Source organism: Mucilaginibacter angelicae, assembly GCF_042434235.1.
Lineage (GTDB): Bacteria > Bacteroidota > Bacteroidia > Sphingobacteriales > Sphingobacteriaceae > Mucilaginibacter > Mucilaginibacter angelicae.
The window spans coordinates 380,558-406,416 of record NZ_JBHLTS010000004.1 but is presented as its reverse complement, the minus strand read 5'-3'; the positions used below and the strand labels follow the sequence as shown (position 1 = coordinate 406,416).

The following is a 25,859-nucleotide window of genomic DNA, read 5'->3' as shown; positions in this document are numbered from 1 at the left end:
TTAAGATGATAAAAAGGATAAGTCTGTTGTTTTTGTTACTGCCATTTGGGGCTTTTGCTCAAAGCCTGAAATTGCTTAACCTGCAATGCGAGTACAAAACAAATCCGCTGGGTATTGAATCGGCCACACCAAAATTAAGCTGGCAGCTGCAAAGCGATGCCCATGGCGTAATACAAACGGCTTACCGGGTTTGGGTGGCCGACGATGCAGGCAAGCTGGCAAACAACAATGCGGATGTATGGGATTCGGGAAGGGTGCCATCAAATGCGTCCTTACAAATATCCTGCAATGGAAAGCCAATGCAAGCTGCCAAAACGTATTACTGGAAAGTGATGGTTTGGGATAATCATGGCAAAGCATCTGCCTGGAGCAATATTGCCAGCTGGCAAATGGGTTTGCTCAAAAATGCCGATTGGCAGGGCGCCGATTGGGTTGCCTATGATAAATTGCCCGATTCTTCGGCCATAGTACCGTTTTATCATGGTAAAGGGCCAAAAAAGCTGGGCGCAGCTAATGATGTTTTGCCTTTAATGCGTAAAGCCTTTAATGTTGATGGTAAGCTGAAGAAAGCCACGCTTTATTTATGCGGATTAGGTCATTTTGAACTGAGTTTGAACGGTAAAAAAGTAGGTGATCATTTCCTTGATGCCGGATGGACAAAATATGATAAACAGGCTTTATATGTACCTTTTGATTTAACCAGTCAGCTCATCTCCGGTAAAAATACCCTTGGCGTAATGCTGGGCAATGGGTTTTATTATATCCCACGCGATAGGCGCTACCGCAAACTCACCGGCGCTTTTGGTTACCCCAAAATGATCTGCCGTTTGGTGGTGGAATATGATAACGGCAGGGTGGATAATGTGGTAAGTGATGGATCCTGGAAAACTGCTCCTTCACAGGTTACTTTTAGCAGCATCTATGGGGGCGAGGATTATAACGCAAACCTTGAACAATCAGGCTGGGATACCAACAACTTCGATGATTCAAAATGGCGCAGCGTGGTTAAGGTAGATGGCATACCACAGCTAAACGCGCAATTGGCCGAACCCTTAAAGATCATGCAGGAACTTGAGCCGCAAAGCAAAAAGCAGCTTGCCAGCGGTGCCTGGGTTTATGACCTTGGTCAAAACTTTTCGGGGATCCCGCAGATCAGCGTGCGGGGTAAAAAGGGGGATACAGTTAGGATTATTCCTGCCGAGTTGGTTAACGAAGATGGCAGTGCCAATCAAAAGGCTTCAGGCAGTCCGCATTATTATAGCTACGTTTTAAAGGGTGATGGAATTGAAACCTGGCACCCATTGTTTACTTATTATGGTTTCAGGTATTTGCAGGTGCAGGGTGCTGTTCCGCAAAATGAAGCTAACAATCAGCAACTGCCCATAATTGTTGATATCAAAGGCTTGCACACCCGTAATGCTGCTGAAACTGTGGGCAATTTTGCTTGCTCAAACGAATTGTTCAATAAAACCTTTAAGTTGATTGACTGGGCCATGAAAAGTAATATGGCCAGTGTGTTTACCGATTGCCCTCATCGCGAAAAATTGGGCTGGCTGGAAGAAGCGCATTTGGTTGGCAGTTCCTTGCATTATAACTACGATGTCGTAGGCCTTGCGCGTAAGTGCATCAATGATATGCGTATCTCGCAAACAGATGAAGGGTTGATCCCCGAGATCTCACCCGAGTATGTAAAGTTTGATGAACCTTTCCGCGATTCGCCCGAGTGGGGGAGCAATTCGGTGATCCTGCCATGGTATGTGTACCAATGGTATGGCGATAAGGAGGTATTAGCTCAAAACTACGATATGATCAAACGATACCTGGCTTACCTCGATAAAAAATCTCAAAACCATTTATTGTACCAGGGCCTGGGCGATTGGTATGACCTCGGCCCAAACCCTCCCGGTGTTTCACAGTTAACACCACAGGGTATTACAGCTACCTCGCTGTATTATTATGATCTGGATCTCGCCGGTAAAATAGCAAGCCTGCTCGGCAAAAATGACGATGCCGCATCCTACAAAAAACTGGCTGCCGAAGTTAAGCTGGCTTACAACAAAACATTTTTTAATGCCGGTACAAAACAATACGGCACAGGTAGCCAGGCAGCCAACGCTATGTCTGTTTATGCCGGACTGGTGGAACCACAATACAAGGCTGCCGTTGTAAACAACATTGTAAAAGACATTCGCAATCGTGGCAATGCCCTTACTGCCGGTGATATCGGTTACCGTTACCTGCTGCGTGTTTTGGATGATGAAGGCCGCTCGGATGTGATCTATGATATGAACAGCCGTGCCGATGTGCCGGGCTACGGTTACCAGCTTGCTCATGGTGCCACAGCCTTAACCGAATCATGGGCAGCGCTGCCATCTGTATCCAATAACCACTTTATGTTAGGGCATTTGATGGAGTGGTTTTACAGCGGTCTGGCTGGCATCCGCCCTGCCGATGATGCCATTGCATTTAATAAAATAGAGATCAGGCCTGAAACTGTTGGTGATGTTACCTGGGCCAAGGCTAATTACCAATCGCCGTATGGCAATATCATCAGCAGCTGGAAAAAAGATAAAGGGCAATTTAAACTGGAGGTAAGTATCCCCGCTAATACTACGGCAAGTATCTATTTGCCTGTTAAAAGCAATGTTGCAATTACTGTAGATGGTCGAAATATCAAAGCAAGGCATGATCTTAAATTCGTGGGGTATCACGATGGTAAGGCAGAAATAAAAGCAGGGTCGGGCAATTATACATTTATCGCCAAATAAAATATTGAACATCGTATGAAACACATTTTTAGATCATTTACATTTCTTGTTTGTCTTTTTTTAGTGCCGAAGGCACACGCCCAGGAGGTGCCCGAAAAGGTGATGAAAGACATTTACGAGCAGGTAAAAACACCTTATAAATACGGCATGGTGATATCGCCGAATGATAATGCTCAAAAAGCCGACTGCCCCACGGTTTTTCGCCAGGGGGATAGCTGGTATATGAGCTATATTATTTTTAACGGTCGCGGTTATGAAACCTGCCTGGCCGATAGTAAGGACCTGCTGCACTGGAAAACACGCGGCCGGATCCTTTCATTCTCTGAGGATACCACACGCTGGGATAATAACCAAAAAGCAGGCTATGTAGGCTTGCAGGATTTTAAATGGGGCGGCTCATACAAATTACAGCAATACAATGGCAAGTATTGGTTGTCATATTTTGGTGGACAAAGCAAGGGGTATGAGAAAGGTTTGCTGTCGATAAGCGTAGCTTCCACCAATAAAGATCCGGGTACTGCACATGAATGGCAGGGATTGGATCATCCTGTGCTGTCAAGCATAGATAAAGATGTAAGCTGGTGGGATAACCATACGCAGTATAAGCAAACTGTAATCTGGGATAAAAAGAAGCTGACCGGTCACCCGTTCATCATGTATTACAATGCCAATGGTGATAGCGTAAACAAAAAACGCGGCGCCGAGCGGATAGGTATGGCTGTATCTGACGATATGCTGCATTGGCAGCGTTTTGGTAAAGACCCGGTGCTTAATCACGGCGATGGCATTACAGGCGATCCGTACATCCAACAGATAGGAAACGTGTATGTCATGTTCTATTTCGGTGCCTTTTGGAAAACCGGCACATCTGGTGTATTTAACCGCTTTGCCTGCTCGTATGATCTGGTACACTGGACGGATTGGACAGGGGAGAAGCTCATCCAGTCATCCGAGCCTTATGACAATATGTTTGCCCACAAATCATGCGTGGTGAAGTATAAGGGGGTAGTTTATCATTTTTATTGCGCCGTAAACAAAGCCGATCAGCGTGGAATAGCTGTGGCTACTTCAAAAGATCTGGGTAAAAGCGAGTTGAATTTTGTTGCCCCGCCTGTTAAGAAAAGCAAATCAAAATAAATGAAGTTCCGTTATTTATATGCGCTGTGTTTTACGCTTTTTATAGCGGGTTTTGCATCTGCGCAAAACGTGCGTAAAACAGAAAGCTTTAACACCGGCTGGAAGTTTTTTTTAGGCGATGATGCGGATGCTAAGCAAACAAAATATGATGATAGCCATTGGCGAAAACTTGACCTTCCGCATGATTGGAGCATTGAAGGAAAATTCGACAGTAAAAACCCAACAACTCAGGCCGAAGGCGGTTTGCCTGCCGGTACAGGCTGGTACCGCAAAAGCTTCGTGATCCCGGCATCGTCAAAAAACAAAAACGTTTTTATTGATTTTGACGGTGTTTATCATAACAGCGAAGTTTGGATCAATGGGCATTATTTAGGTAAACGCCCTAACGGCTATATCTCTTTCAGATATGATCTCACATCTTACCTTATCTTCGGCAATCAAAAGAACGTGATTGAGGTTAGGGTTGATAACAGCGACCAGCCTAATTCACGCTGGTATACCGGTTCTGGCATTTATCGCAATGTGTGGTTAACTACTACCAATAAAACCTATCTGCCGCAATGGTCGTCATTTATAACTACGCCGCAGGCTGATCAGCAAAAAGCGACGATAAGTATCCGTACGGTTTTACCGGGTTCTGCTCATCGCAAATTTAAACTCAAAGCTTCAGTTTTGGATAGCCAGGGTAAAGTTGTCGGAGTTGTGACAACTACCGTAACTGATACTGTAATTCTGCAGAACCTTAGGGTTATGAACCCTAATTTATGGTCGATAAACCATCCGTATCTATACAAAGTGAAACTGCAATTGATAGCTGCGGATCAGGTTATTGATGATTATACCACCACTACTGGTATTCGTTATTTCAACTTCGACGCAGATAAAGGCTTCAGCCTGAACGGCGTGCCGATGAAAATTCTTGGCGTTTGCCTGCACCATGATCAGGGTGCTTTGGGTACGGCTGTTAATACCCGTGCTATCGAGCGTCAATTGCAGATATTAAAAGATATGGGCTGCAATGCCATCCGCACATCGCACAATCCACCGGCACCTGAACTGCTCGATTTATGCGATAAAATGGGTTTCCTGGTGATGGATGAAGCCTTTGATATGTGGAAGAAGAAAAAAAGCAAACACGATTACCATGAGGACTGGGACGAATGGCATGTAAAAGACCTGCAAGACCAGGTTTTGCGCGACCGTAATCATCCTTCCATTTTTGCATGGAGTATTGGCAACGAGATCAGGGAGCAGTTTGATAGTACAGGTGTGAGCATCGGTAGAGAATTGGTGAAAATTGTTAAGCAGCTGGATAACACAAGACCAGTTACATCGGCCCTAAGCGACGCCGATCCTAAAAAGAATTTCATTTACCAGTCGGGCGCACTTGATTTGGTTGGCTTAAATTATCACCAGGAAGTATATGCCGGTTTTCAGAAAAACTATCCCGGTCAAAAGTTTATAGGTACCGAAAACATATCGGCACTGGCAACGCGCGGCCATTATGATATGCCGTCGGATAGTATCAGACGCTGGCCAAAGGACGGTAAAACATCACTGAAGGATGGTAATGCCGATTTTACCGTATCAGCCTACGATAATGTATCTGCTTACTGGGGCTCAACTCACGAGGAAACATGGAAGATCATCAAAAAATATGATTTCCTTTCAGGGCTTTTTGTGTGGACCGGCTTCGATTACATTGGCGAGCCAACCCCATACCTGTGGCCGGCCCGCAGTTCGTATTTTGGTATTGTTGATTTGGCTGGTTTCCCAAAGGATGTGTATTACATGTACCAAAGCGAATGGACAAGCAAACCTGTTTTACACCTGTTACCACATTGGAACTGGAAACCTGGTCAGCTGATTGACGTATGGGCTTATTACAATAATGCCGATGAAGTGGAGGCTTTTTTAAACGGTAAATCGATCGGAGTTAAGAAAAAGAACGGCGATGATCTGCACGTAATGTGGCGTGTTAAATATGAGCCCGGAGTGTTAAAAGCGGTATCCCGCCGTAATGGCAAAGTGGTTATGACCACGCAGGTAGTTACAGCCGGCGAACCTTACAAAATAGAGCTTAAGGCCGATAGGAATAAAATTAAAGCAGATGGTAAAGACCTGTCGTATATCACCGTATCTGTTTTGGATAAAAATAACGTTTCTGTACCTGATGCTAATCAACTGGTGAAGTTTAAGGTAACCGGACAAGGAATATTGAAAGCTGTGGATAATGGTTCGCAAACAGATCTGGGTCCGTTTGTATCCGATCAGCATCATTTGTTTAATGGCTTGGGGCTGGCTATTATTCAATCTAAATCTGTTGTGGGGAAAATTACCATTAACGCTGCTGCCGATGGGTTACAGGCGGGTAGTGTTACGATTGAAAGTTTGCGCTAACAATTAATCAATTTCCAGCGATCACCCGCCAGGCGGCAAATGTGTTGCAAAGACGAAAGGCGCTGGTAAATAACAAAATATGTCGTTGCGAGCGCAGCATGGCAATCTCGTAGCCAATGCATATTTGACTTGCATAGCTACGAGATTGCTTCGTCGTTCCTCCTCGCAATGATATATCTTTTAATAATATCACGGTTAGAAGACAAGCACCTCTCCTGTTTGTATATTCATTCAGTTAGTGATAATATCCTACAATAGCAGGAGAAAATATTACAGTAAAGCATAACTGTGAGGAGTTACATTTGTTATGCAATTTTAAACCACAATACTAATTTTTACCGTACTACCCGATTAACGCATGAAAGTGTTGCCCGTGTTAGATTTTACCATTATAGGTATTTACCTTATAGCCATGGTGCTGGTTGGTTTTTATTTTTCGCGTAAAAATAAAAATGCCGAACAGTTCACAGTTGCATCTGGTTTAATACCGGGCTGGGCTATCGGTTTATCCATTTATGCCACTTTTTTAAGCAGTAACACCTTTTTAGGAGTACCCGGCAAAGCCTACGGCGGCAACTGGAATGCTTTTGTTTTTAGCTTATCCATGCCTTTTGCAGCCTGGATAGCGGTTAAATATTTTATACCATTTTACCGTAATACCGGTAACATTTCGGCTTATACACACTTTGAAAAACGCTTTGGCCCCTGGGCAAGGGTTTACGCGGTTATTTGTTTTTTGCTTACGCAGATAGCCCGCATGGGCTCTGTGTTTTTCGGCATTGCGCTGAGTTTGCAGGCGCTTACCGGGCTCTCCATGAAGACCATCATGATCGTAATGGGCATCTCCATTATTCTTTACACCGTATCAGGCGGAATCAAAGCCGTGATCTGGACAGAAGTGGTACAAGCCATCATCAAAACTTTGGGAGCCATTCTGATCATTTACCTGGTAGTGAGCAACATCCCCGGCGGCTTTGATAAGATCGTAGAAATTGGTAAAGCCGATCATAAATTCAGCCTGGGCAGTTTCTCACTTAATTTAACTGAGCCAACATTTTGGGTGATCCTGTTCTACGGCTTCTTTATCAATCTCAATAACTTCGGGATGGATCAAAATTATATCCAGCGTTATCATGCAGCTACATCTACCAAACAGGCAGCCAAATCGGTATGGCTTTGTGTTGGCATTTATGTGCCTGCATCATTCCTGTTTTTTGTAATAGGTTCATGCTTATATGCTTACTACAGCCAGCACCCCGATTTAATTTTAAGCCTTAAACACCAGGTAGCTATTGAGCGCCTGCCTGCAACAGCTTCGGCAAATGAGGTTGTAGCGTTTATGAGCAAACTTACTCCGGCAGATTATGGCGACAAAATCATGCCGCATTTTATGGTCACTAAAATCCCCGCTGGTTTGGTTGGTATTATCGTTGCGGCCATTTTATCGGCAGCTATGAGCACCATTAGTTCGGGCATGAATTCATCTGCTACTGTTTTCACCATCGATATTTACAAACGGTACTTTAAACCACAACTCAACGAAAAAAATACCATGAACGCCTTGCACATAGGTACGGTACTTTTCGGGTTTACAGGCATGGCGGCCGGCATAGCCATGATAGGGGTAAAAAGCATCCTCGATTTGTGGTGGCAGCTTTCGGGGATTTTTGCTGCCGGCATGCTCGGCTTGTTTTTATTGGGTATCATCAGCAGGCAAACCCGTAACCACGAGGCTATCATTGCCAGTATCATAGGCGTTTTGGTAATTCTGTGGCTTACTTTTCCGGCCCTCATTCCCGAACAATATGCGGCACTTCGCAGTACGCTGAATACCAATATGATCATTGTTGCAGGTACGTTAGCCATTTTTTTAACCGGGATTTTTTTAACCAAAACAAGGCAGTTAACAGTTTAATTTAATCATCAAATGGAGCAATCAAAAAAGGGTTTTATCCCGGTAATGTTAACGCCTTTTAAAGATAACGGTGCTGTTGATTATGTGGCACTAACCCGTTTAACCGAAATGTACCTGCATGCAGGCGCTGCCGGTGTGTTCGCCAATTGCCTGTCGAGCGAAATGTTTGAACTGAGCGGCGAAGAACGGTTGGCAATAATTAAACATGTGGTTGAAACTGTTGACGGCGCTGTTCCGGTTGTGGCCACCGGTACCTTCGGTGGGCCAATTGAAAAACAAGCCGATTTTATAAAAAGGGTATATGATACAGGCACTTCGGCGGTAATAGCCATAACAAGTTTACTGGCCGATGCCGATGAACCGGACACTGCGCTTAACGACCGCGTATTTGAGCTGTTTGATCAAACTGAAAATATCCCATTAGGTTTTTACGAATGCCCGGTGCCGTATAAAAGGTTATTGTCGCCACAGCAGCTTCATCATTTTGCAGCAACCGGCAGGATAATATATCATAAAGATACCTGCCTTAACCTAAATGTGGTAAAGCAAAAACTGGAGTTAAGCAAAATCAATCCTTCGTTTGGCTTATATGATGCTTACATGGTTCATGCGGTTGAATCGCTGAAAGCGGGTTCGGCAGGCTTGTCTTGTATCCAGGGGAATTTTTTTCCGGAACTTATTGTTTGGTTATGTGATCATTATGCCGATGCATCGCGCCAACATGAGGTTACAATGGTACAGGAATTTTTAACCGAAAACATGGATGTGATGCACAATGTTTACCCGGTTATTGCTAAATATTATCTTACCAAACGTGGTTTGAAAATAACTACCACTACCCGCCGCGATGTTGGTTATTTTTCGCCGGCCATCCGTAATAAAATTGAAGATCTGCATAGCAGCTATACTACACTACAAAGCGAGATAGGTATTTAAAAATAAAAAAAATCGTCATTGCGAGGCACAACGCAATCCCCAACATTCAGAGGGGCTATGCAAATCCGCCCTGTAAAATAGGGGATTGCGTCGTGCCTCGCAATGACGCTTGGGGGATATATCAGTAGTTTTATTGAATCGTTTTTAGACGGCTTTTAATTTTACTTAAGACTCCATACTAACGACTTAAAACTTTACATTAAGCAGAAATTGCCTGCTTTTGCCCTTTAATATACCGGCGCTTATACTCAAGCGGGGTCATACCGGTAACCCTTTTAAAGTGACGGTAAAAGTTTGAAATATTATTATAACCGCATTCAAAGCATAAAACTTCGGTAGGCAATTTATCTTCTATCAAAAACCTGCAGGCATGACTGATCCTGATCTCGGTTAAAAAATCAAAATAAGTTTTCTTGGTCATTAGCTTAAAATACCGGCAAAAGGAGGTAACACTCAGGTTGCCGATAGCCGCTATTTTTTCCAGGCTGATCTCCTGTTTATAATTGGCCAGTGTATATGAACATACTTTATTTAAGCGGATGGTATCCGATTCGTTTGATTGATGGAAATCACTGTGCGATAAAGTGATTGGTTCAAATTCTTCATTTTCGGCCAGCACTTTCAATATCGAAAGCAGGATAATGATCCTGTCGAGGTTGGTAGCCTCAACTGCCTGGCGCATCAGTTTTGCCAGTTCGATTTTTGCTTCGCCCTTAATTACCATACCACTTTTTGCTTTTTCAAAAAGCTTGGGCAGCATAAAGGCTTCGGGTAAATTTAACAGGTAACGGCCAAGGCAGTCGGGCAAAAAATGGATCACGATCACCTCAACATTTAACCCCGAATCGGGCAAAAAGTATTCGTCCTTGCATCGCCAGCAGTGCGGAAGCGCTTCACCAAGCAGCGTAATTTCGCCTGGCGAAAAATTGCTGATATTATCACCAATAAACCTAACCCCTTCACCCTTTATTACGTAGTGTAACTCAAGCTCGGGATGGTAATGCCATATCCCCCTGAAGGTGGGCAAAATATCATGCCTGATACTGAATGAATTTTGCGGTTTTACCGCAACCTTAAGAAAATGGGGCTTCATTTTACAAAAATCAATAAAGGTTAGCAGGTGAGCGGACAATTAAGTATGCGTCGCGCCGGTTTATATTTTTAAAAGTAGCAATTTTTAATCAAACCCAATTTGCAGGAATGTAATTTTCTTTTGACAGAAACTTAAGCTAACAGGAAAAATAGGTTATGATAAGATTGTATAATAAATAGATAAATACAAACAGGAAACGCAAAGCCTAAGCATTGATATTTGTTTAAGCAACTTGTAAATCAGGCTGTAGGATACCAGGAAATATAAACCAATAAAATTAATATACTTTTTACCAGGCTTTTAGTACTGACAAGATTTTAACATTTAATTAATTGTGATAAAAACAATTAATTGCTTGAAAAATGATAGCATACTACACCCTTAGGGGCTTTTATTTTGATGAATTAAAAGCTGTAAAAAGGATAACCAATTAAATAAGTCATGAAGCAATTTAAGTATATAGCGATGGTGTTATTAGCAATAACAGGCAGTAAAGTGTTTGCACAAACAGCAGCTGATAACAACTATATAAAAGTTATTACCGAACGATCAAACAAAATTGTTACAGCAGCAGGTATTACCGATTCGGTGAAATTTAAGAAAGTGCGTGATATTGTGGCTGCCCAGTATAGTGATCTTAATACTATATATGATGCACGTAAAAACAAGGTAAACGATATTAAAACACAAATGCCCGATGACAAGGCGGGGGCCAATGCTAAAATCGCCCTTATAGATAGCGATGTGGTGAAACAAGTTAAAGTTTTACATACATCATATATCAACAAGCTGAATAAGCAATTAAGCGCGGATGAGGTGGACAAGATAAAAGATGGTATGACCTACCGCATCTATCCCATTACCTACACCGCTTACCAGGATGAAATCCCTAACCTTACCGATGAGCAAAAAGGTAAGATAAAAGGATGGCTGCTGGAGGCACGGGAGAATGCTATTGATGCCGAATCGGCCGAGAAAAAACATGCCTGGTTTGGCAAGTTTAAAGGGCGCATTAACAATTATTTATCAGCACAGGGCTACGATATGAAAAAGGAGGGGGAAGAATGGCAAAAACGCATCAAGGAGCGGCAGGCCGCTAAACAATAATTTGAACTAACCTAAATATCCCCGGTAATCATGATATAAGCTTTAGCCGGGCAAACCAATTATACCAATTAATTAACCTGATCATGAAAATTAAATTATCAAGTTTATGAGAAAACTTTTCCTCTTACTTTCGGTGTTGCTGTGCATGGGCAGTGCGCTAAAAGCCCAGGATCGTAACATAACGGGTTCCGTTACGGACGAAAAAGGCCTTCCCCTGCCAGGGGTTGCCATCCAGGTAAAGGGCAGTACCACGGGCACGCTCACCAATGCTGATGGTAAATATTCAATCAAAGCTACCAACCTGCAAACTGTTGTGGTTGGCGCTAAATTTCTGGGATACAATTACCAGGAAAAATCACTGAAGATTGGCGAAATGAACGCCGATTTTAAAATGGTACCCTCACAAAACAACCTCGACGAAGTTGTAGTAGTAGGTTACGGTACCCAAAAGAAGATCCACTTAACAGGTGCGGTTGCCCCGGTTGATATGAAAGCTATCCAGGATATCCCTACCACCAACCTTGCGGCCGCACTGCGCGGAACCAATGCTGCTGTTAGCGTTAACGGAGGTATAGCCAGACCGGGCCAAAGCGGAACAATCACTATCCGTAACCCTGTTTTCCTGGCAAAAAATGGCGGCAGTACTACGCCTTTATATATCATTGATGGGGTGCAGCGTACCGAAAGTGACTTTAACCTGCTCGATCAAAGCGAGGTTGATAATATTTCGATACTGAAAGATGCCTCTGCGGCCATTTACGGTATTTTAGGTGCAAACGGCGTTATCGTGGTAACAACCAAACGCGGTCAGGCGGGTGCACCCAAGGTAAGCTTCAGCTCATCGGTTGGTGTTGCCGATGCTATTCAATTACCTAAAATGATGTCGGGCTTTCAAATGGCTACTTATTTGAATGATATTGAGCAAACACGGTATAATCATACTATTACGCCCGAAGGATATATCAATGGCGATTTAAGTAATAAGGACTTAAAATATTATACGCCCGATGAGCTTGACTACTTCAAGAATAACAACCAAAACTTCCTTGATCAGGCCTTTAAGCCTGCTGTAACAACCCGTAACGCGCTTAGCATAACCGGTGGTAATGATAAAGTTACCTATTTTGCCGGCGCCAACTACGTAAACCAAAACTCCAACTTTAAAGGTGTAAACACCAACCGTTTCGGGTTTAGGGCCAGTGTTGATGCAAAAGTGGCAAAAGGTTTAAAACTGTCCCTTTCATTGAGTGAAGACCTTGCCAAAAGCAAAATTTACTGGTACAAGCTTTCAAGCACTACAGAAAGCCCTGATAACGACTTTCTGTCGCTTAACCAGGCACCGCCATGGCAAAAATATTTTATTGATGGGCACCCTGTATACTTAGGTACCAGCAATAACGATAACCTTAACTTTTTTGCTGTTCAAAATTCCAATAACTATACAGGCAACAATAACACTGTATTTAATGGTTTAGCCAATTTGAGCTACGAAATTCCGGGCATCAGTGGCTTAACTGCCAATGTTAGTTACAACCGTAATATCAACAACGCTTTTAATAAGCAATATGGCTCAACATTCTACTACAATCAATATTCGGGCGAGGGGGATAACAACCACATTCCCGGTGGAACAATTGTAAGTGTAAAGGCTATAAAAAATGGTGATAAAGTACGCCTTACCCCATCACTGGCCGATAATTACCAGTTTAACGCAAACCTAACCTACCACAAACGTTTTGGCTCACATGAAATTACTGCCCTGGCATTGTATGAGCAATATGAATCATACAGCGAAGGCGTAGCTGCTGAAGCCGACGGTGTTATTGTAGGCGGAAAAGATAACCAGACATTTACCACCGGCGATCAATCGTCAAACCAGGCTACGCTGGTAAAAGAATATGGCCGTAAAGCGGTTGCAGGCAGGGTAAATTACGCTTATGCTGATAAATACCTGGTTGAGCTTGCCATGAGGGCAGATGCTAATACCAACTTTGCACCGGGCCACCAATGGGGATATTTTCCATCTGCTTCGGCCGGTTGGGTAGTTTCAAAGGAAAATTTCTTTAAGTCGGTAAGCTTCGTTGATCTTTTGAAATTAAGGGGATCAGTTGGTTTGCTGGGTTCTGATAATACACCATCGTACTTATACGCTGTTAACTACCAGTTTGGTACCGGCAATAAAGGTGGCGCGGTTTTCGGCGGCAATGGCGATAGGGGATTGGGTGCGCTGTTAAACATAGCAATCCCAAATGCTAACCTAACCTGGGACCATGACCTGAAAACAAATTATGGTTTAGATGCTGCTTTCCTGAATAACCGCTTATCAGTTTCGGCCGATTATTTCTGGGAGCATCACTATGATCTGCTGGCTTCACTTAATACATCGGTGCCTGTAACTATTGGTGCAGCACCATCTGCCGAAAACTATGGTATCATCAATACCTTCGGTTACGAGATCTCGGCAAGCTGGAAAGACAAAATAGGATCGAATTTCAGTTATAGTTTCAGTCCTTTCTTTGCCTGGAGCGATAATAAATATATCAAATATGATATCTCTGCAGCCCAGGTAGGCACCATTCAGGATTTGACGGGTAAATCGGGCGATCCTGGTATCCTTGGTTACAAATCGCTTGGTATAATCCGTACACAGGCCGATGCCGATGCCATCATTGCCGAAAGGGCTGCTGCAGCCGGCGGTGCTCAAAATGTTAAAATTCTGGGTTATACTCCGGCGCCGGGGATGATCAATTATGTGGACAAAAACGGGGATGGTATCATCAAACAAAATGATGTAAACGATCAGTTTTATTTAGGTAATAAAGCATCAAACCACTATAATCTTGGTCTAAACTTTGGCGGTGCATATAAAACCTTAAGTTTAAATGTGGTAATGGGAATGAGCTGGGGTGGCACCCAGTCAATAGAAAGTGCGGCCATTAAACAAGGTACTGCTAACCAGAACAGGCCTGTATTTTGGGCTGATCACTGGACACCATCAAACCCAAATGCTAAATATCCCGATCCTTACTACTCGGATGATGTGAGTGCTACAAGTAATTTTTGGTTTGTTAGTCCCTTTACCTGGAATATCTCCAGTGCTAATTTAAGCTATACCCTGCCTGCCAGTATTACTAAAAGGCTCGGTATGTCAAGCATCAGGGCATACGTGGTGGCTACAAATCCAATCAATTTTGTAAACCCGTTCCCCGATCATTATCGTGATATTTCATCACCATTTGGGGTATATCCCAACTTACGTACAGTATCTTTTGGTTTAAACTTAGGCTTCTAAACTTTGAAAGACATGAAATTATTTAAAACCATATTTGCAGCTTTGATCTTATCAGCCCTGTTTACAAACTGTAAAAAGGTGCTTGATAAAGAGGATCTTACTCATAGCACCCCAGGTCAGATATTTAATGACTCAACGGTAGCTATCTTAAACATCAATTACCTGTACACGGCTAATCAGCCCGGCTGGTTTGGCGATACCGGCGGTGCCATTGGCGGCGGGGGAGATAAGTGCGACGAATTTTACAGCGATAACGCTTATGTAAAAGGAACTGTTACTACCGAAACTGTTGGTGATATCGGCACTTCGGTAAACATCAGCAATAACTACGGCCGCATCCGCAATATCAATCAAACCCTGCAGGACCTTGATGCCAGCACCTTGCCTGCCTCTACAAAAAACAGGTATAAAGCACAGGCTTATTTTTGGAGGGCTTTCAGATATTTCGATCTTGTGCGGTTATATGGTGGTGTGCCGCTTGTATTAAAACCATTGGATGCTATTGGTACGGATTCAAAAAACGCGGCTTTGCTGCCCCGTAACAAAACCTCCGAGTGCTTTAAACAAATTGTGAGCGATTTGGATAGCTGTATCAAATATCTGCCTGCAAAATGGAGCGGAAGTGATTACGGTCGTATTTCATCGGCTGCTGCAGCTGCTTTTAAAGGCAGGGTACTATTAACCTATGCAAGTCCGCAATTTAACGCCAATGGCGATGCTGCCCGCTGGCAAACAGCTGCCGATGCCAATGACAAGGCTATCCAGATCCTGACTGCCAATAACTACGGCTTAAACCCATCATATGATAACATGTGGTTTACCGAAAGCAGCAGTAACCCGGAGGCTATTTTGGTAACAGGTTATAACACATCAACAACCGATCAAAACCAAAATAACAATACTTATGATAATGCAACCCGTCCGGCGTATTTGGGTACTAAAGGAGGTTCAAACCAGCCTACCTGGGATATTGTAAAATCATACCCGATGCTTGACGGTAAAGCGCCGGGCACGTCATTAAAATATGCTTATGACGATTCGAAATTTTTTGATAACCGCGACCCGAGGTTTAACAAAACCATTGCCTATAATGGTTGTAACTGGCCTATAAACGGCAATACCTCATACCGCCTGTGGACTTACTTTTATTATAACAAGGCAGATGGTTCGGGTGTTAAAACTACCGAACCAGCATCGGCAACAGGTTCAGGCTTTTATCTGCGTAAAGCCATCGACCCAAATGTTAGCGTAGCAAATGCACCGTACGTAGGCACCGATTGGATGGAGATCCGTTATGCCGAAGTTTTATTGAACCAGGCCGAATGCGCGGCTGCATTGGGTAATGTAACAACCGGCTATACCAATATTGCAGCAATCAGGAAACGTGCCGGGATTGAAGCAGGCAGCGACAATCAGTATGGTTTACAATTAGGTATGAGCCCTGCACAAATGATAGATGCCATTATGAATGAGCGTAAAATTGAGTTTGCTTTTGAAGGTAAACGCTATTGGGACCTTCGCCGCCGTAAGCTGCTTGAAAGCACGCTGAACGGCACAAAGAGAACGGGCCTTACGGTTACGCTTAATAACAATGCAAGTGCTAAAGACTATATCACCGGCACGCGCGATGCTTCGGCAGCGGCATCTTTAGATGATATGTACAGCACATTGTTTACTGTTAAAACCAAAACATTAGATTCATATACCATCGCAATTCAGGCAGGTGATTACTTTTTCGGGATCCCTGTGGCTGCATTGTTAAATAATGCCAATTTACAGCAAAACAATACCTGGGGTGGGCCGTTTGATCCGCTTCAGTAATAAATTAATTGAACGATGGGGGGCCTGCTAACCACTCAACAGAAAAAAGATTACCAATAGAAATATGAAAAAACACACAGCTTTATTTTTAGTAGCAGCGGCATTGGGTTTAGCTAAACCGGCTTTTGCCCAATACCCGGAAGTGCCGGAGAAGGTTAAAGCAGAGAGTGAAGCTTTGATGAAAGAGGCTACCCGTCGTTCAGATTCAGCATGGGCGGTTGCCCTGCCCATTATCCAGGCCGATCAAAGGCGCGGCAAAGTATTCGTACCGTGGGCTGCCAGGCCAACCGATTTGCCGCAGGCTAAGATCCCGGCTTTCCCGGGTGCAGAAGGCGGTGGTAAATTCACCTTTGGCGGTCGTGGCGGTAAGGTATATGTAGTAACCAGTTTAGCCGATTATGGCCCCGGCACCTTGCGCGAAGCCTGTGAAAAAGGCGGTGCCCGTATCGTGGTATTTAACGTTGCGGGTATCATCCGCATAAAAACACCGATTATTGTGAGGGCGCCATACATTACCATTGAAGGGCAAACTGCTCCGGGTGATGGTGTTTGTATTGCCGGCGAATCATTTTGGGTAAACACGCATGACGTTGTGATCCGCTATATGCGTTTCCGCCGTGGCGAAACCAATGTTGGCCGCCGTGATGATGCTTTGGGTGGCAACCCGGTTGGTAACATCATTGCCGATCACGTATCAGCAAGCTGGGGACTGGACGAAAACTTTTCGATGTATCGCCACATGTTTGATCCGGGCGATGGATCGAAAGAAGAGAAACTGGGCACGGTGAATATCACTATCCAAAACTGTATCTACTCCGAATCATTGGATTACTGGAACCATGCTTTCGGTTCAACTACAGGCGGCGAAAACAGCTCATTGATGCGTAATCTTTGGGCCGATAATACCGGCCGTAACCCATCGGTTGGCTGGAATGGTGTATACAACTTTGTAAACAACGTGGTATTTAACTGGCACCACCGCTCAATGGATGGCGGCGATTATACTACCAATTATAACGTGATCAATAACTATTTTAAACCGGGCCCGGTTACACCTAAAGACGAACCCGTTGGTCACCGCATCCTGAAGCCGGAATCGGGCAGGAGCAAGTTGAAAGAGAAATTCTTTGGTCGTGTGTATGCATCAGGCAACATCATGGAAGGTTATCCGGAGGTTACCAAAGATCCATGGAAAGGCGGGATCCAGGTTGAAGGTCCGGGTGGTAAGGAATTACCTGACGCAGGCCAGTACAAGGATTACATGAAAGCTGACGAACCCTTCCCCATGCCATCGCTTACTATCCTATCGGCAACTGATGCTTTTAAGTTTGTTATAGCAAACGCAGGTGCAACCCTGCCAAAACGTGACCCGGTTGATGTACGCATTACCGAGCAGGTTCGTACCGGTAAGATCACTTACAAGGAAATGGAAACCGATACCGCTTACCAGTTTAAAGTGCGTAAATTACCTAAAGACTCATACAAACTGGGTATCATCACGGCCCCATGGCAGGTTGGTGGCTATCCCGAATATAAAGGTACCCCTTACAAAGATTCGGACAATGATGGTTTGCCTGACGATTGGGAACTTGCACATGGCCTGAACCCTAAAGATGGCAAAGACTCGGCCCTGCCTGCAAAAAATGGCGGCGGTTATACCAATATCGAAGTATATTTAAATACAGTAGCTGCTAAAGGCGAAAAGAAACTGGCTTCTTTAAAATAATAACATATTATAATGCGGGGATTGAGGTTTAACAGGATTTATTTTTTGGTTGGTTTAATGACTGGGGGGATGCTTTTGCATACCCCCTTATTTGCGCAGGATAAAAAGAAGGCTTTTAAACCGCAACCGCCTGTAACTGCCGATAAAAACGGCAAACTGACTTATGCGGCGGCCCCAAATGGCGACCGTATTCCTGATTATTCGTACTGCGGGTATATGGCTTCTGAAAAGCCGATCCCTTTTGTGCCCGTAAAAGTTGTGGTGCCTGTAAAAGCCGGTGATGCTACCTTGAGGATCCAGGCTGCTTTAGATTATGTAGCAGGCTTACCCGCCGATAAAGATGGTTTCCGCGGAGCGGTATTGCTCAATAAGGGCGTGTACCAGGTTAACGGCAGCCTCAAAATAAATGCATCCGGCGTGGTTTTACGAGGAAGCGGGATGGCTGCCGATGGAACCATATTGTTTGCCGCCGGAACCGACAGGGAAACTTTTATTCATGTTACAGGTAAAAACGACCGGCAAACATCCAAAGGAATTAAAATTACCGATGCTTATGTACCGGTAAATGCCAATACGCTGCATATTGCAGACGGCGCAAATATTAAAACCGGCGATCTGGTTTTAATTCACCGCCCAAGTACACAGGCATGGATCAATACCATTAAAACCGATCATTTTGGCGGAGATTTAACCGCTTTAGCCTGGAAACCCGGCGAACGTGATATTTACTGGGATAGAAAAGTGACTGCTGTTGATGGCAACTCGTTAACCCTCGATGCACCGCTAACAACAGCTTTGGATACAACTTATGGCAGTGGTTTAATAGCAACCTACCAATGGCCCGGCAGGATTGCGCAAGTAGGTATCGAAAACTTAAAACTACAATCGGCATACAATGCCGCTAATGCTAAAGACGAAGCCCACCGCTGGATGGCTATCACCATGGAAAATGTGAGTGACGCCTGGGTACGCCAGGTAACCTTTGAGCATTTTGCAGGCTCGGCGGTATTTGTTGGTACTACAGGTAACCGCGTTACTGTTGAGGATTGTAAATCGCTTGCGCCCATTTCTGAAATAGGAGGGCAGCGCCGTAACACGTTCTTAACTATGGGCGGGCAAAACCTTTTTCAGCGTTTATATTCCGAACAGGGCTTTCATGATTTTGCTACCGGGTATTGCGCCCCGGGGCCGAATGCTTTTGTTCAGTGTATGTCGGTCGGTTCGCTGAGCTTTAGCGGAGGGATCGACAGCTGGGCATCGGGCGTTTTGTTCGATATTGCTAACATCGACGGCCAACCATTAAGTTATATGAACCGCGGACAGGACGGGCAAGGTGCCGGATGGAGTGCCGCCAATAGTTTGTTTTGGAATTGCACTGCCGCACGGGTTGATAATTACCAACCGCCAACCGCTCAAAACTGGGCCTTTGGCACATGGGCTCAGTTTGCCGGCGATGGTTACTGGAGCACACCAAACAGCACCATAAGCCCAAGAAGTTTTTATTATGCGCAGCTGGCTAACCGTTTAAATAAAGATGTAACTAAACAGGCCGATATCCTTTACCCGGCTACCGAGCCATCGAGCAGCCCGACTGTTGAACAGGCAGCCGAACTGATGGCCGCTGCACGCAAACCGGCAGTAACTATCAGCAACTGGATAGATCAATCGCCTAAAAGAAATTCGATTAATACTTCATCTGCAAATGCTAAAACTATTGATGAGATTGGATATAAAAATGCTGTAACTGCTGCGTTAGCTCCAAAGATGGCCGTTACTAACGGCTGGTTAACCCGTGGCAATGTGGTATTAACAGGCAGGCATTTTGAAACCCCGTGGTGGAGCGGCACTGTACATCCCGATTATACCGAAAAGGAAGCCAAACCGGCCATCTCCCGCTGGGTACCCGGTCAAACAGGTACCGGTTTAACTGACGATTTAAATTCAGTTACCGATTGGATGCGAAAAGATAATATCGTGGTATTTGAGCATAATTACGGTTTATGGTATGATCGCCGCCGTGATGATCACGAGCGTATCCGCAGGATGGATGGCGATGTTTGGGCACCATTTTATGAGTTGCCTTTTGCCCGCAGCGGTAAGGAACTGGCTTACGATGGACTGAGCAAATACGATCTGACCAAATACAACACCTGGTACTGGAACCGCCTGAAACAGTTTGCCGATCTGGCCGACCAGAAAGGCCTGGTGCTGGTTCACCAAAACTATTTTCAGCATAACATTATTGAAGCCGGTGCGCATTATACTGATTTTCCGTGGCGCACGGCAAACAACATTAACGGCAGCGGTTTCCCTGAACCCGTACCTTATGCAGGAGATAAACGCCAGTTTATGGCTGAGCAGTTTTATGACGAAACTAACCCGGAAAGGCGTAAACTGCATATAGCCTATATCAATAAATGTATGGACAACTTCGCCGGTAATACCGGGGTGATCCAGCAGATTGGGGCGGAATTTACCGGTCCGCTGCATTTTATGAAGTTTTGGGTAGAAACCATTAAACAATGGGAAACCACTCACAAAAAGAAACAAATTATAGCCCTGAGCGCTACTAAAGATGTGCAGGATGCCATCCTTGCTGATCCTGCAACGGCTTCGGTGATTAACGTCATCGATATCCGTTACTGGTACTACCAGGCCAATGGAACAGCTTATGAACCTATCGGCGGCCAAAGTCTTGCTCCACGCCAGCAAGCCCGCATCTTTAAACCAAAAGCCGCATCATTTGAACAGGTTTACCGCGCGGTACATGAGTATCGCACCAAATATCCTGATAAGGCGGTACTGTTTTCTGCCGATGATTATGACCATTTTGGCTGGGCAGTATTTATAGCCGGGGGATCATTACCCGTGCTGCCTGCTACAACCAATAAAGCTTTTCTAACTGATGCAAGCAGTATGAAGCCGATCGATCTGCCCGGTTCGCCCAAAGATCAATGGGGATTGGCTTCGTCAAAAGGGTATATTGTTTATAGTAATAGCGGGGGAATTCACCTTGATTTATCGGCCGGTATCAGCTACAAAGCACAATGGATCGATCCTAAAACCGGTGAACTTTTACCCGGTGACGAAACGATAAAGGGCGCTGTTAATACAGAAATTAAAGGACAGGGGAATGGGGCTGCTATTTTGTGGTTGAGCCGTAATTGATGCTACGCACGGTCAAGCGTCCACGCTCCCGTAACAGGACTAATTAAGTAAGCGTGGACACTTACCTTGGTTATAATTCAAGCGAAGGACGCTTGAACTTGCGATATATATAAGAAAATGTCATTTCGATAGAGCAGAGGGGGCAGAGCGCAGGGGCGAAAGAGAAATCTTATACGCCACGCAAATTTGTAATGGATGGTGTAAAGTAGGGCGTATAAGATTTCTCCTCACGCAGCCGCACATTCCCAATTGTTCGTCGAAATGACAACCGGTTTTTGATTTTTACTATATGATGCTTAAAAAATCTACCATACTAATTGCCATCGCCTGTTTGTTTTTTGCATTTAAAAGCAATGAAACAACCATGCCCCATTTAAGCATATCCACCAACCACCGCTATTTCATGGCCGGCGATAAGCCATTTTTCTGGCTTGGCGATACCGGCTGGCTGCTATTCTCCAAACTGAAAAGGGAAGAGGCAGAACAATACCTTGATGTCCGCAGTAAACAGGGTTTTAACGTGATCCAGGTGATGGTGGTGCATAGCATTAAAGAAACTAATGCTTATGGCGATTCGGCCCTGAGCAATAAGAATATCGCTCAACCTAAAACAACACCCGGCAGCACTTTCGGTAAAGGGAATGAGTATGATTATTGGGACCATATCGACTGGATCATTACAAAAGCTGCGGAAAAAGGTTTGTACGTAGCGCTGGTGCCTGTTTGGGGATCGGTGGTAAAAGAAAACCACATCGGTGCCGAAAAGGCGAAAGCATACGCCGAATTTTTAGCCAAAAGGTACCGCGACCGGCCAAATGTGATCTGGATGAATGGCGGCGACATAGCCGGTTCCGATTCATTGAATACCTGGAATGCTATCGGTAATACTTTGCATGATGTAGATGGCACACATCTCATTACCTATCATCCCCGTGGGCGCACACAATCATCAAAATGGTTTCATAACGAAAATTGGTTAAGCTTTAACTGTTTTCAGTCGGGCCACCGCAATTATGCGCAGGATACCTCAAAAAAAGACCTAAAGTACGGTGAAGACAACTGGCGTTATGTGGAAACGGATTATGTCAAATCACCCGCAAAACCTACGCTTGATGCCGAGCCATCGTACGAAAAAATCCCCTACGGGCTGCATGATATTAAACTGCCCCGCTGGACGGCTGCTGATGTAAGGCGCTACGGCTATTGGTCGGTTTTTGCAGGGGCATGTGGTTATACTTATGGCGATAATGACGTAATGCAAATGCATAAGCCAACCGATAAAGGCAGTGCCTATGGCTCAAAGGGGTATTGGTACAATTCGGTTAATGATCCGGGTGCAAAACAGATGGTTTATTTAAAGAAGCTAATGCTGTCGCGCCCATATATTGATCGTGTACCGGATCAGTCGTTGATTGCAGGCAACAATGGTGAAAAGTATAACAGGCTCATCGCTACCCGGGGCAAAAATTTCGCCTTTGTATACACCTATACCGGCGGGCCAATTAATATTAACGCGGACAAACTGGAAGGTACAAAACTCAAAGCATCCTGGTTTAATCCCCGTAACGGACAAATTACAGCTATCGGCACATTCGTAAAAGCCAAAACAATTAAATTTAATCCACCCGGCAAGGTATCCAACGGGAACGACTGGGTGCTCATGATCGACGCCATATAAACCAATATATAAATGAACCGGATTGTTAAATATATCACCTTATTGCTGGCCATCGCGCTGATGTTATCATGCAGGGCAGGTAAAAGCGTGTACCTGTTTACCTCCTTTCATGAGCCTGCCAAAGAAGGCTTGCGTTTTTTGTACAGCTATGATGCTTATCACTGGAATGCTATAGACCACATCTTCATCAAACCGGAAACAGGTGATGCAAAGATCATGCGCGACCCATCCATAGCCCAGGGGCCGGATGGCGTTTATCATTTGGTGTGGACAACCGGCTGGAAAAACGATAAAGGTATCGGCTATGCCAGTTCAAAGGATTTGATCCATTGGTCGGCCCAGCAACATATTGAGGTAATGGGTTCAGAACCCACCGCCGTGAATGCCTGGGCGCCGGAACTGTTTTATGACGACGAAGCAGGTGATTTTATTATAGTATGGGCTTCGACGGTACCTTTCCGTTTTCCGAAAGGACAGGAAGATGAAAACAATAACCACCGTCTTTACTATACCAGAACAAAGGATTTTAAATCATTCAGTCCCTCAAAGCTTTTCCTTGATCCGGGGTTCAGCGTGATTGATGCCGAGATCGTAAAGCGGGCTAAAAATGATTATGTGCTGGTAATGAAGGATAACACCAGGCCAAACCGTAATATCCTGGTAGCATTCAGCAACAATCCTTTAGGGCCTTACAATAACTATACCCCAAGATTTACCGAAGCCTATAGCGAGGGCCCGAGCATGATCAAAACAGGTGATAACTGGCTCATTTATTATGATTCGTACCGCTTAAAAAGATATGGCGCTATGCGCACAACCGACTTTAAAACTTTTACAGATCTGACTGATAGCGTGAGCGTACCGGTAGGGCACAAGCACGGTACCATATTTAAAGTCACCAAAAAACAGCTTGGGCAGCTTTTAAAGGCAGCCGGGCAAACCGAAGGAGCTAAACATGAATAAGTTCATCATTATATTGTTTTTTACATCGATGGCCCGGATAGCCAGTGCACAGGATACCGTGCATTACAGCGGTAATACAGTTGTCAATGTCGATTATCATCACGGGCAGCTTAGCCTGGTTATGGGTGTGCACAGCAAGCAGATCTTCAGAGCCAACCGTGAGCACCCGGAACTGGCTGATGGCTTTGGTTTTACCTACAACCATGCCCCCATGCTGGCCTACTGGAACAATACTTTTTATGTTGAATACCTGAGCGATAAGGTAGGCGAGAGCGTGCCGCCCGGCCAAACCCTGCTCATGACCTCAAAAGACGGCGAAACATGGTCGAAACCCACGGTGGTTTTTCCTCAGTATAAAATCCCTGATGGCACCACTAAAGAGGGGCATCCCGGAGTGGCTAAAGACCTGTATTCGGTGATGCACCAGCGTATGGGCTTTTATACCGCCCAATCAAAACGCCTGTTGGTACTGGGTTTTTATGGTATTTGTTTAGATGGGCATGATGACCCAAATGACGGACTGGGCATAGGCCGTGTAGTGCGCGAAGTTTTACCAAACGGCAAATTCGGGCCGGTATATTTTATCCATTATAACCCAAAATGGAACGAGCAAAATACCTCATTCCCTTTTTATAAAACCAGTAAGGACAAAGGCTTTGTACAGGCTTGCGATGAGTTGATGGCCAATCCGCTGATGATGATGCAGTGGGTAGAAGAAACGGATAAGAAAGACCCGCTGATCCCGCTGCATAAGGATTATAAAGCATTTAACTTTTATCACCTGCCCGATGGCCGGGTAGTTGGATTATGGAAATATGCCCTTACCGCTATCAGTACGGATAATGGCAAAACCTGGCCGGCGAATGCTGCCCGCGCACCGCGTTTTGTAAACGCCAATGCCAAGATATGGGGGCAGCGCACATCCGACGGTAAATATGTAACGGTTTATAATCCTTCGGAGTTCAGGTGGCCGCTGGCATTATCAGTAAGTAAGGACGGCCTGGATTATACTAACCTACTGTTGGTAAACGGAGAGATTTCGACCATGCGCTATGGCGGGGCTTATAAATCATACGGCCCGCAATACGTTCGTGGTATTGAAGAAGGAAACGGAACCCCGCCCGATGGCAAGCTTTGGGTAACCTATAGCATGAACAAGGAGGATATCTGGGTGTCATCCATCCCGGTGCCAATCACTGAAATTGCCGATTCACATGCTAACGAGGTTTTTAATGAACTGCCCGCCGGCAAAGAACTGGAGAAATGGAACACCTACAGCCCGCAGTGGGCACCGGTAAGTATCGATAAAACTCCCGATGGCGGACGCGCCCTTACCTTGAAAGACAGCGATCCTTTTGATTTTGCCAAAGCCGAACGGGTGGTGCCATCTTCAAAAAAACTGATGACCGATTTCACCATCATCCCGGCACAAAACAATACCGGCATGCTGGATATTGAATTTCAGAATGAAAAAGGCATGGCAGCTATCAGGCTTACGCTTGATTCGGCCGGGCAATTCAGGACCAAAGCCGGGTATCGCAACAAAAATTTCATGAAGTATGAGGCCGGTACCCAATATCATATAGTGATCAAACTGAATACCGATACCCGCTTTTACACCGTGAATGTGAACGGCAAGGACGTGCTTACCGGGCTCTTTTTTGCACCTGTGCTGAGCGTAAACCGGGTAGTATTCCGTACAGGCGATATCAGGAGGTTCCCGGATGCCGATACACCTACGGATCAGGATTTCGACCGGCCAAACGCCGGGGAAGCCGCAAAGCAAGCCGTTTTTTATATCAAATCATTTAAAACAAGTAATTACTAATAATGCTGCGCCTTATAAAATATTGTT

Annotated in this window: 14 protein-coding genes; 13 read left to right on the top strand and 1 reads right to left on the bottom strand. The window is 44.7% G+C overall.

Annotated elements, in window-relative coordinates; translation table 11 throughout:
- The first annotated feature begins 5 nt into the window (after window positions 1-5).
- The 5 genes from ACFFGT_RS01845 (at window position 6) to ACFFGT_RS01825 (ending at window position 9,156) form a co-directional block, all read left to right on the top strand.
- Entirely contained in the window at window positions 6-2,768 is a 2,763-nt protein-coding gene (locus ACFFGT_RS01845) for a family 78 glycoside hydrolase catalytic domain (RefSeq protein WP_377020790.1), read from the top strand.
- Between the two features lie 15 nt (window positions 2,769-2,783).
- A complete protein-coding gene (locus ACFFGT_RS01840) occupies window positions 2,784-3,905 on the top strand; it encodes a glycoside hydrolase family protein (RefSeq protein ID WP_377020789.1) in 1,122 nt (373 codons plus the stop codon).
- A complete protein-coding gene (locus tag ACFFGT_RS01835) occupies window positions 3,906-6,305 on the top strand; it encodes a glycoside hydrolase family 2 TIM barrel-domain containing protein (RefSeq protein ID WP_377020788.1) in 2,400 nt (799 codons plus the stop codon).
- 358 nt (window positions 6,306-6,663) lie between these two features.
- Window positions 6,664-8,220: a sodium:solute symporter family protein gene (locus tag ACFFGT_RS01830; protein WP_377020787.1), complete on the top strand. Its 1,557-nt coding sequence runs from the start codon at window positions 6,664-6,666 to the stop codon at window positions 8,218-8,220.
- A gap of 12 nt (window positions 8,221-8,232) precedes the next feature.
- Window positions 8,233-9,156, top strand: coding sequence for a dihydrodipicolinate synthase family protein (locus tag ACFFGT_RS01825; RefSeq protein WP_377020786.1), 924 nt, complete (start codon window positions 8,233-8,235; stop codon window positions 9,154-9,156).
- A gap of 199 nt (window positions 9,157-9,355) precedes the next feature.
- Here the strand turns inward: ACFFGT_RS01825 and ACFFGT_RS01820 are convergent, their stop codons facing one another.
- On the bottom strand, window positions 9,356-10,249 hold the full coding sequence (locus ACFFGT_RS01820; protein ID WP_377020785.1) for an AraC family transcriptional regulator: 894 nt from the start codon (window positions 10,247-10,249) through the stop codon (window positions 9,356-9,358).
- 441 nt (window positions 10,250-10,690) lie between these two features.
- On the opposite strand from ACFFGT_RS01820, the gene ACFFGT_RS01815 reads away from it, so the two are divergent.
- The 8 genes from ACFFGT_RS01815 (at window position 10,691) to ACFFGT_RS01780 (ending at window position 25,832) form a co-directional block, all read left to right on the top strand.
- Window positions 10,691-11,356 carry a DUF3826 domain-containing protein gene (locus tag ACFFGT_RS01815; RefSeq protein WP_377020784.1) on the top strand — a complete coding sequence of 222 codons (666 nt, stop codon included), beginning with the start codon at window positions 10,691-10,693 and terminating at the stop codon, window positions 11,354-11,356.
- Window positions 11,357-11,462: 106 nt separating this feature from the next.
- Entirely contained in the window at window positions 11,463-14,648 is a 3,186-nt protein-coding gene (locus ACFFGT_RS01810) for a SusC/RagA family TonB-linked outer membrane protein (RefSeq protein ID WP_377020783.1), read from the top strand.
- Window positions 14,649-14,660: 12 nt separating this feature from the next.
- On the top strand, window positions 14,661-16,469 hold the full coding sequence (locus tag ACFFGT_RS01805) for a RagB/SusD family nutrient uptake outer membrane protein (RefSeq protein ID WP_377020782.1): 1,809 nt from the start codon (window positions 14,661-14,663) through the stop codon (window positions 16,467-16,469).
- Window positions 16,470-16,533: 64 nt separating this feature from the next.
- On the top strand, window positions 16,534-18,195 hold the full coding sequence (locus tag ACFFGT_RS01800) for a polysaccharide lyase (RefSeq protein ID WP_377020781.1): 1,662 nt from the start codon (window positions 16,534-16,536) through the stop codon (window positions 18,193-18,195).
- 69 nt (window positions 18,196-18,264) lie between these two features.
- A complete protein-coding gene (locus ACFFGT_RS01795) occupies window positions 18,265-21,363 on the top strand; it encodes a DUF6298 domain-containing protein (RefSeq protein ID WP_377020780.1) in 3,099 nt (1,032 codons plus the stop codon).
- A gap of 289 nt (window positions 21,364-21,652) precedes the next feature.
- Window positions 21,653-23,041 carry a glycoside hydrolase family 140 protein gene (locus ACFFGT_RS01790; protein WP_377020779.1) on the top strand — a complete coding sequence of 463 codons (1,389 nt, stop codon included), beginning with the start codon at window positions 21,653-21,655 and terminating at the stop codon, window positions 23,039-23,041.
- 12 nt (window positions 23,042-23,053) lie between these two features.
- Window positions 23,054-24,004 carry a glycoside hydrolase family 43 protein gene (locus tag ACFFGT_RS01785; protein WP_377020778.1) on the top strand — a complete coding sequence of 317 codons (951 nt, stop codon included), beginning with the start codon at window positions 23,054-23,056 and terminating at the stop codon, window positions 24,002-24,004.
- On the top strand, window positions 23,997-25,832 hold the full coding sequence (locus tag ACFFGT_RS01780) for a six-hairpin glycosidase (RefSeq protein WP_377020777.1): 1,836 nt from the start codon (window positions 23,997-23,999) through the stop codon (window positions 25,830-25,832). The genes ACFFGT_RS01785 and ACFFGT_RS01780 overlap by 8 nt, the downstream gene beginning before the upstream one ends.
- The last annotated feature ends 27 nt before the right edge of the window (window positions 25,833-25,859 follow it).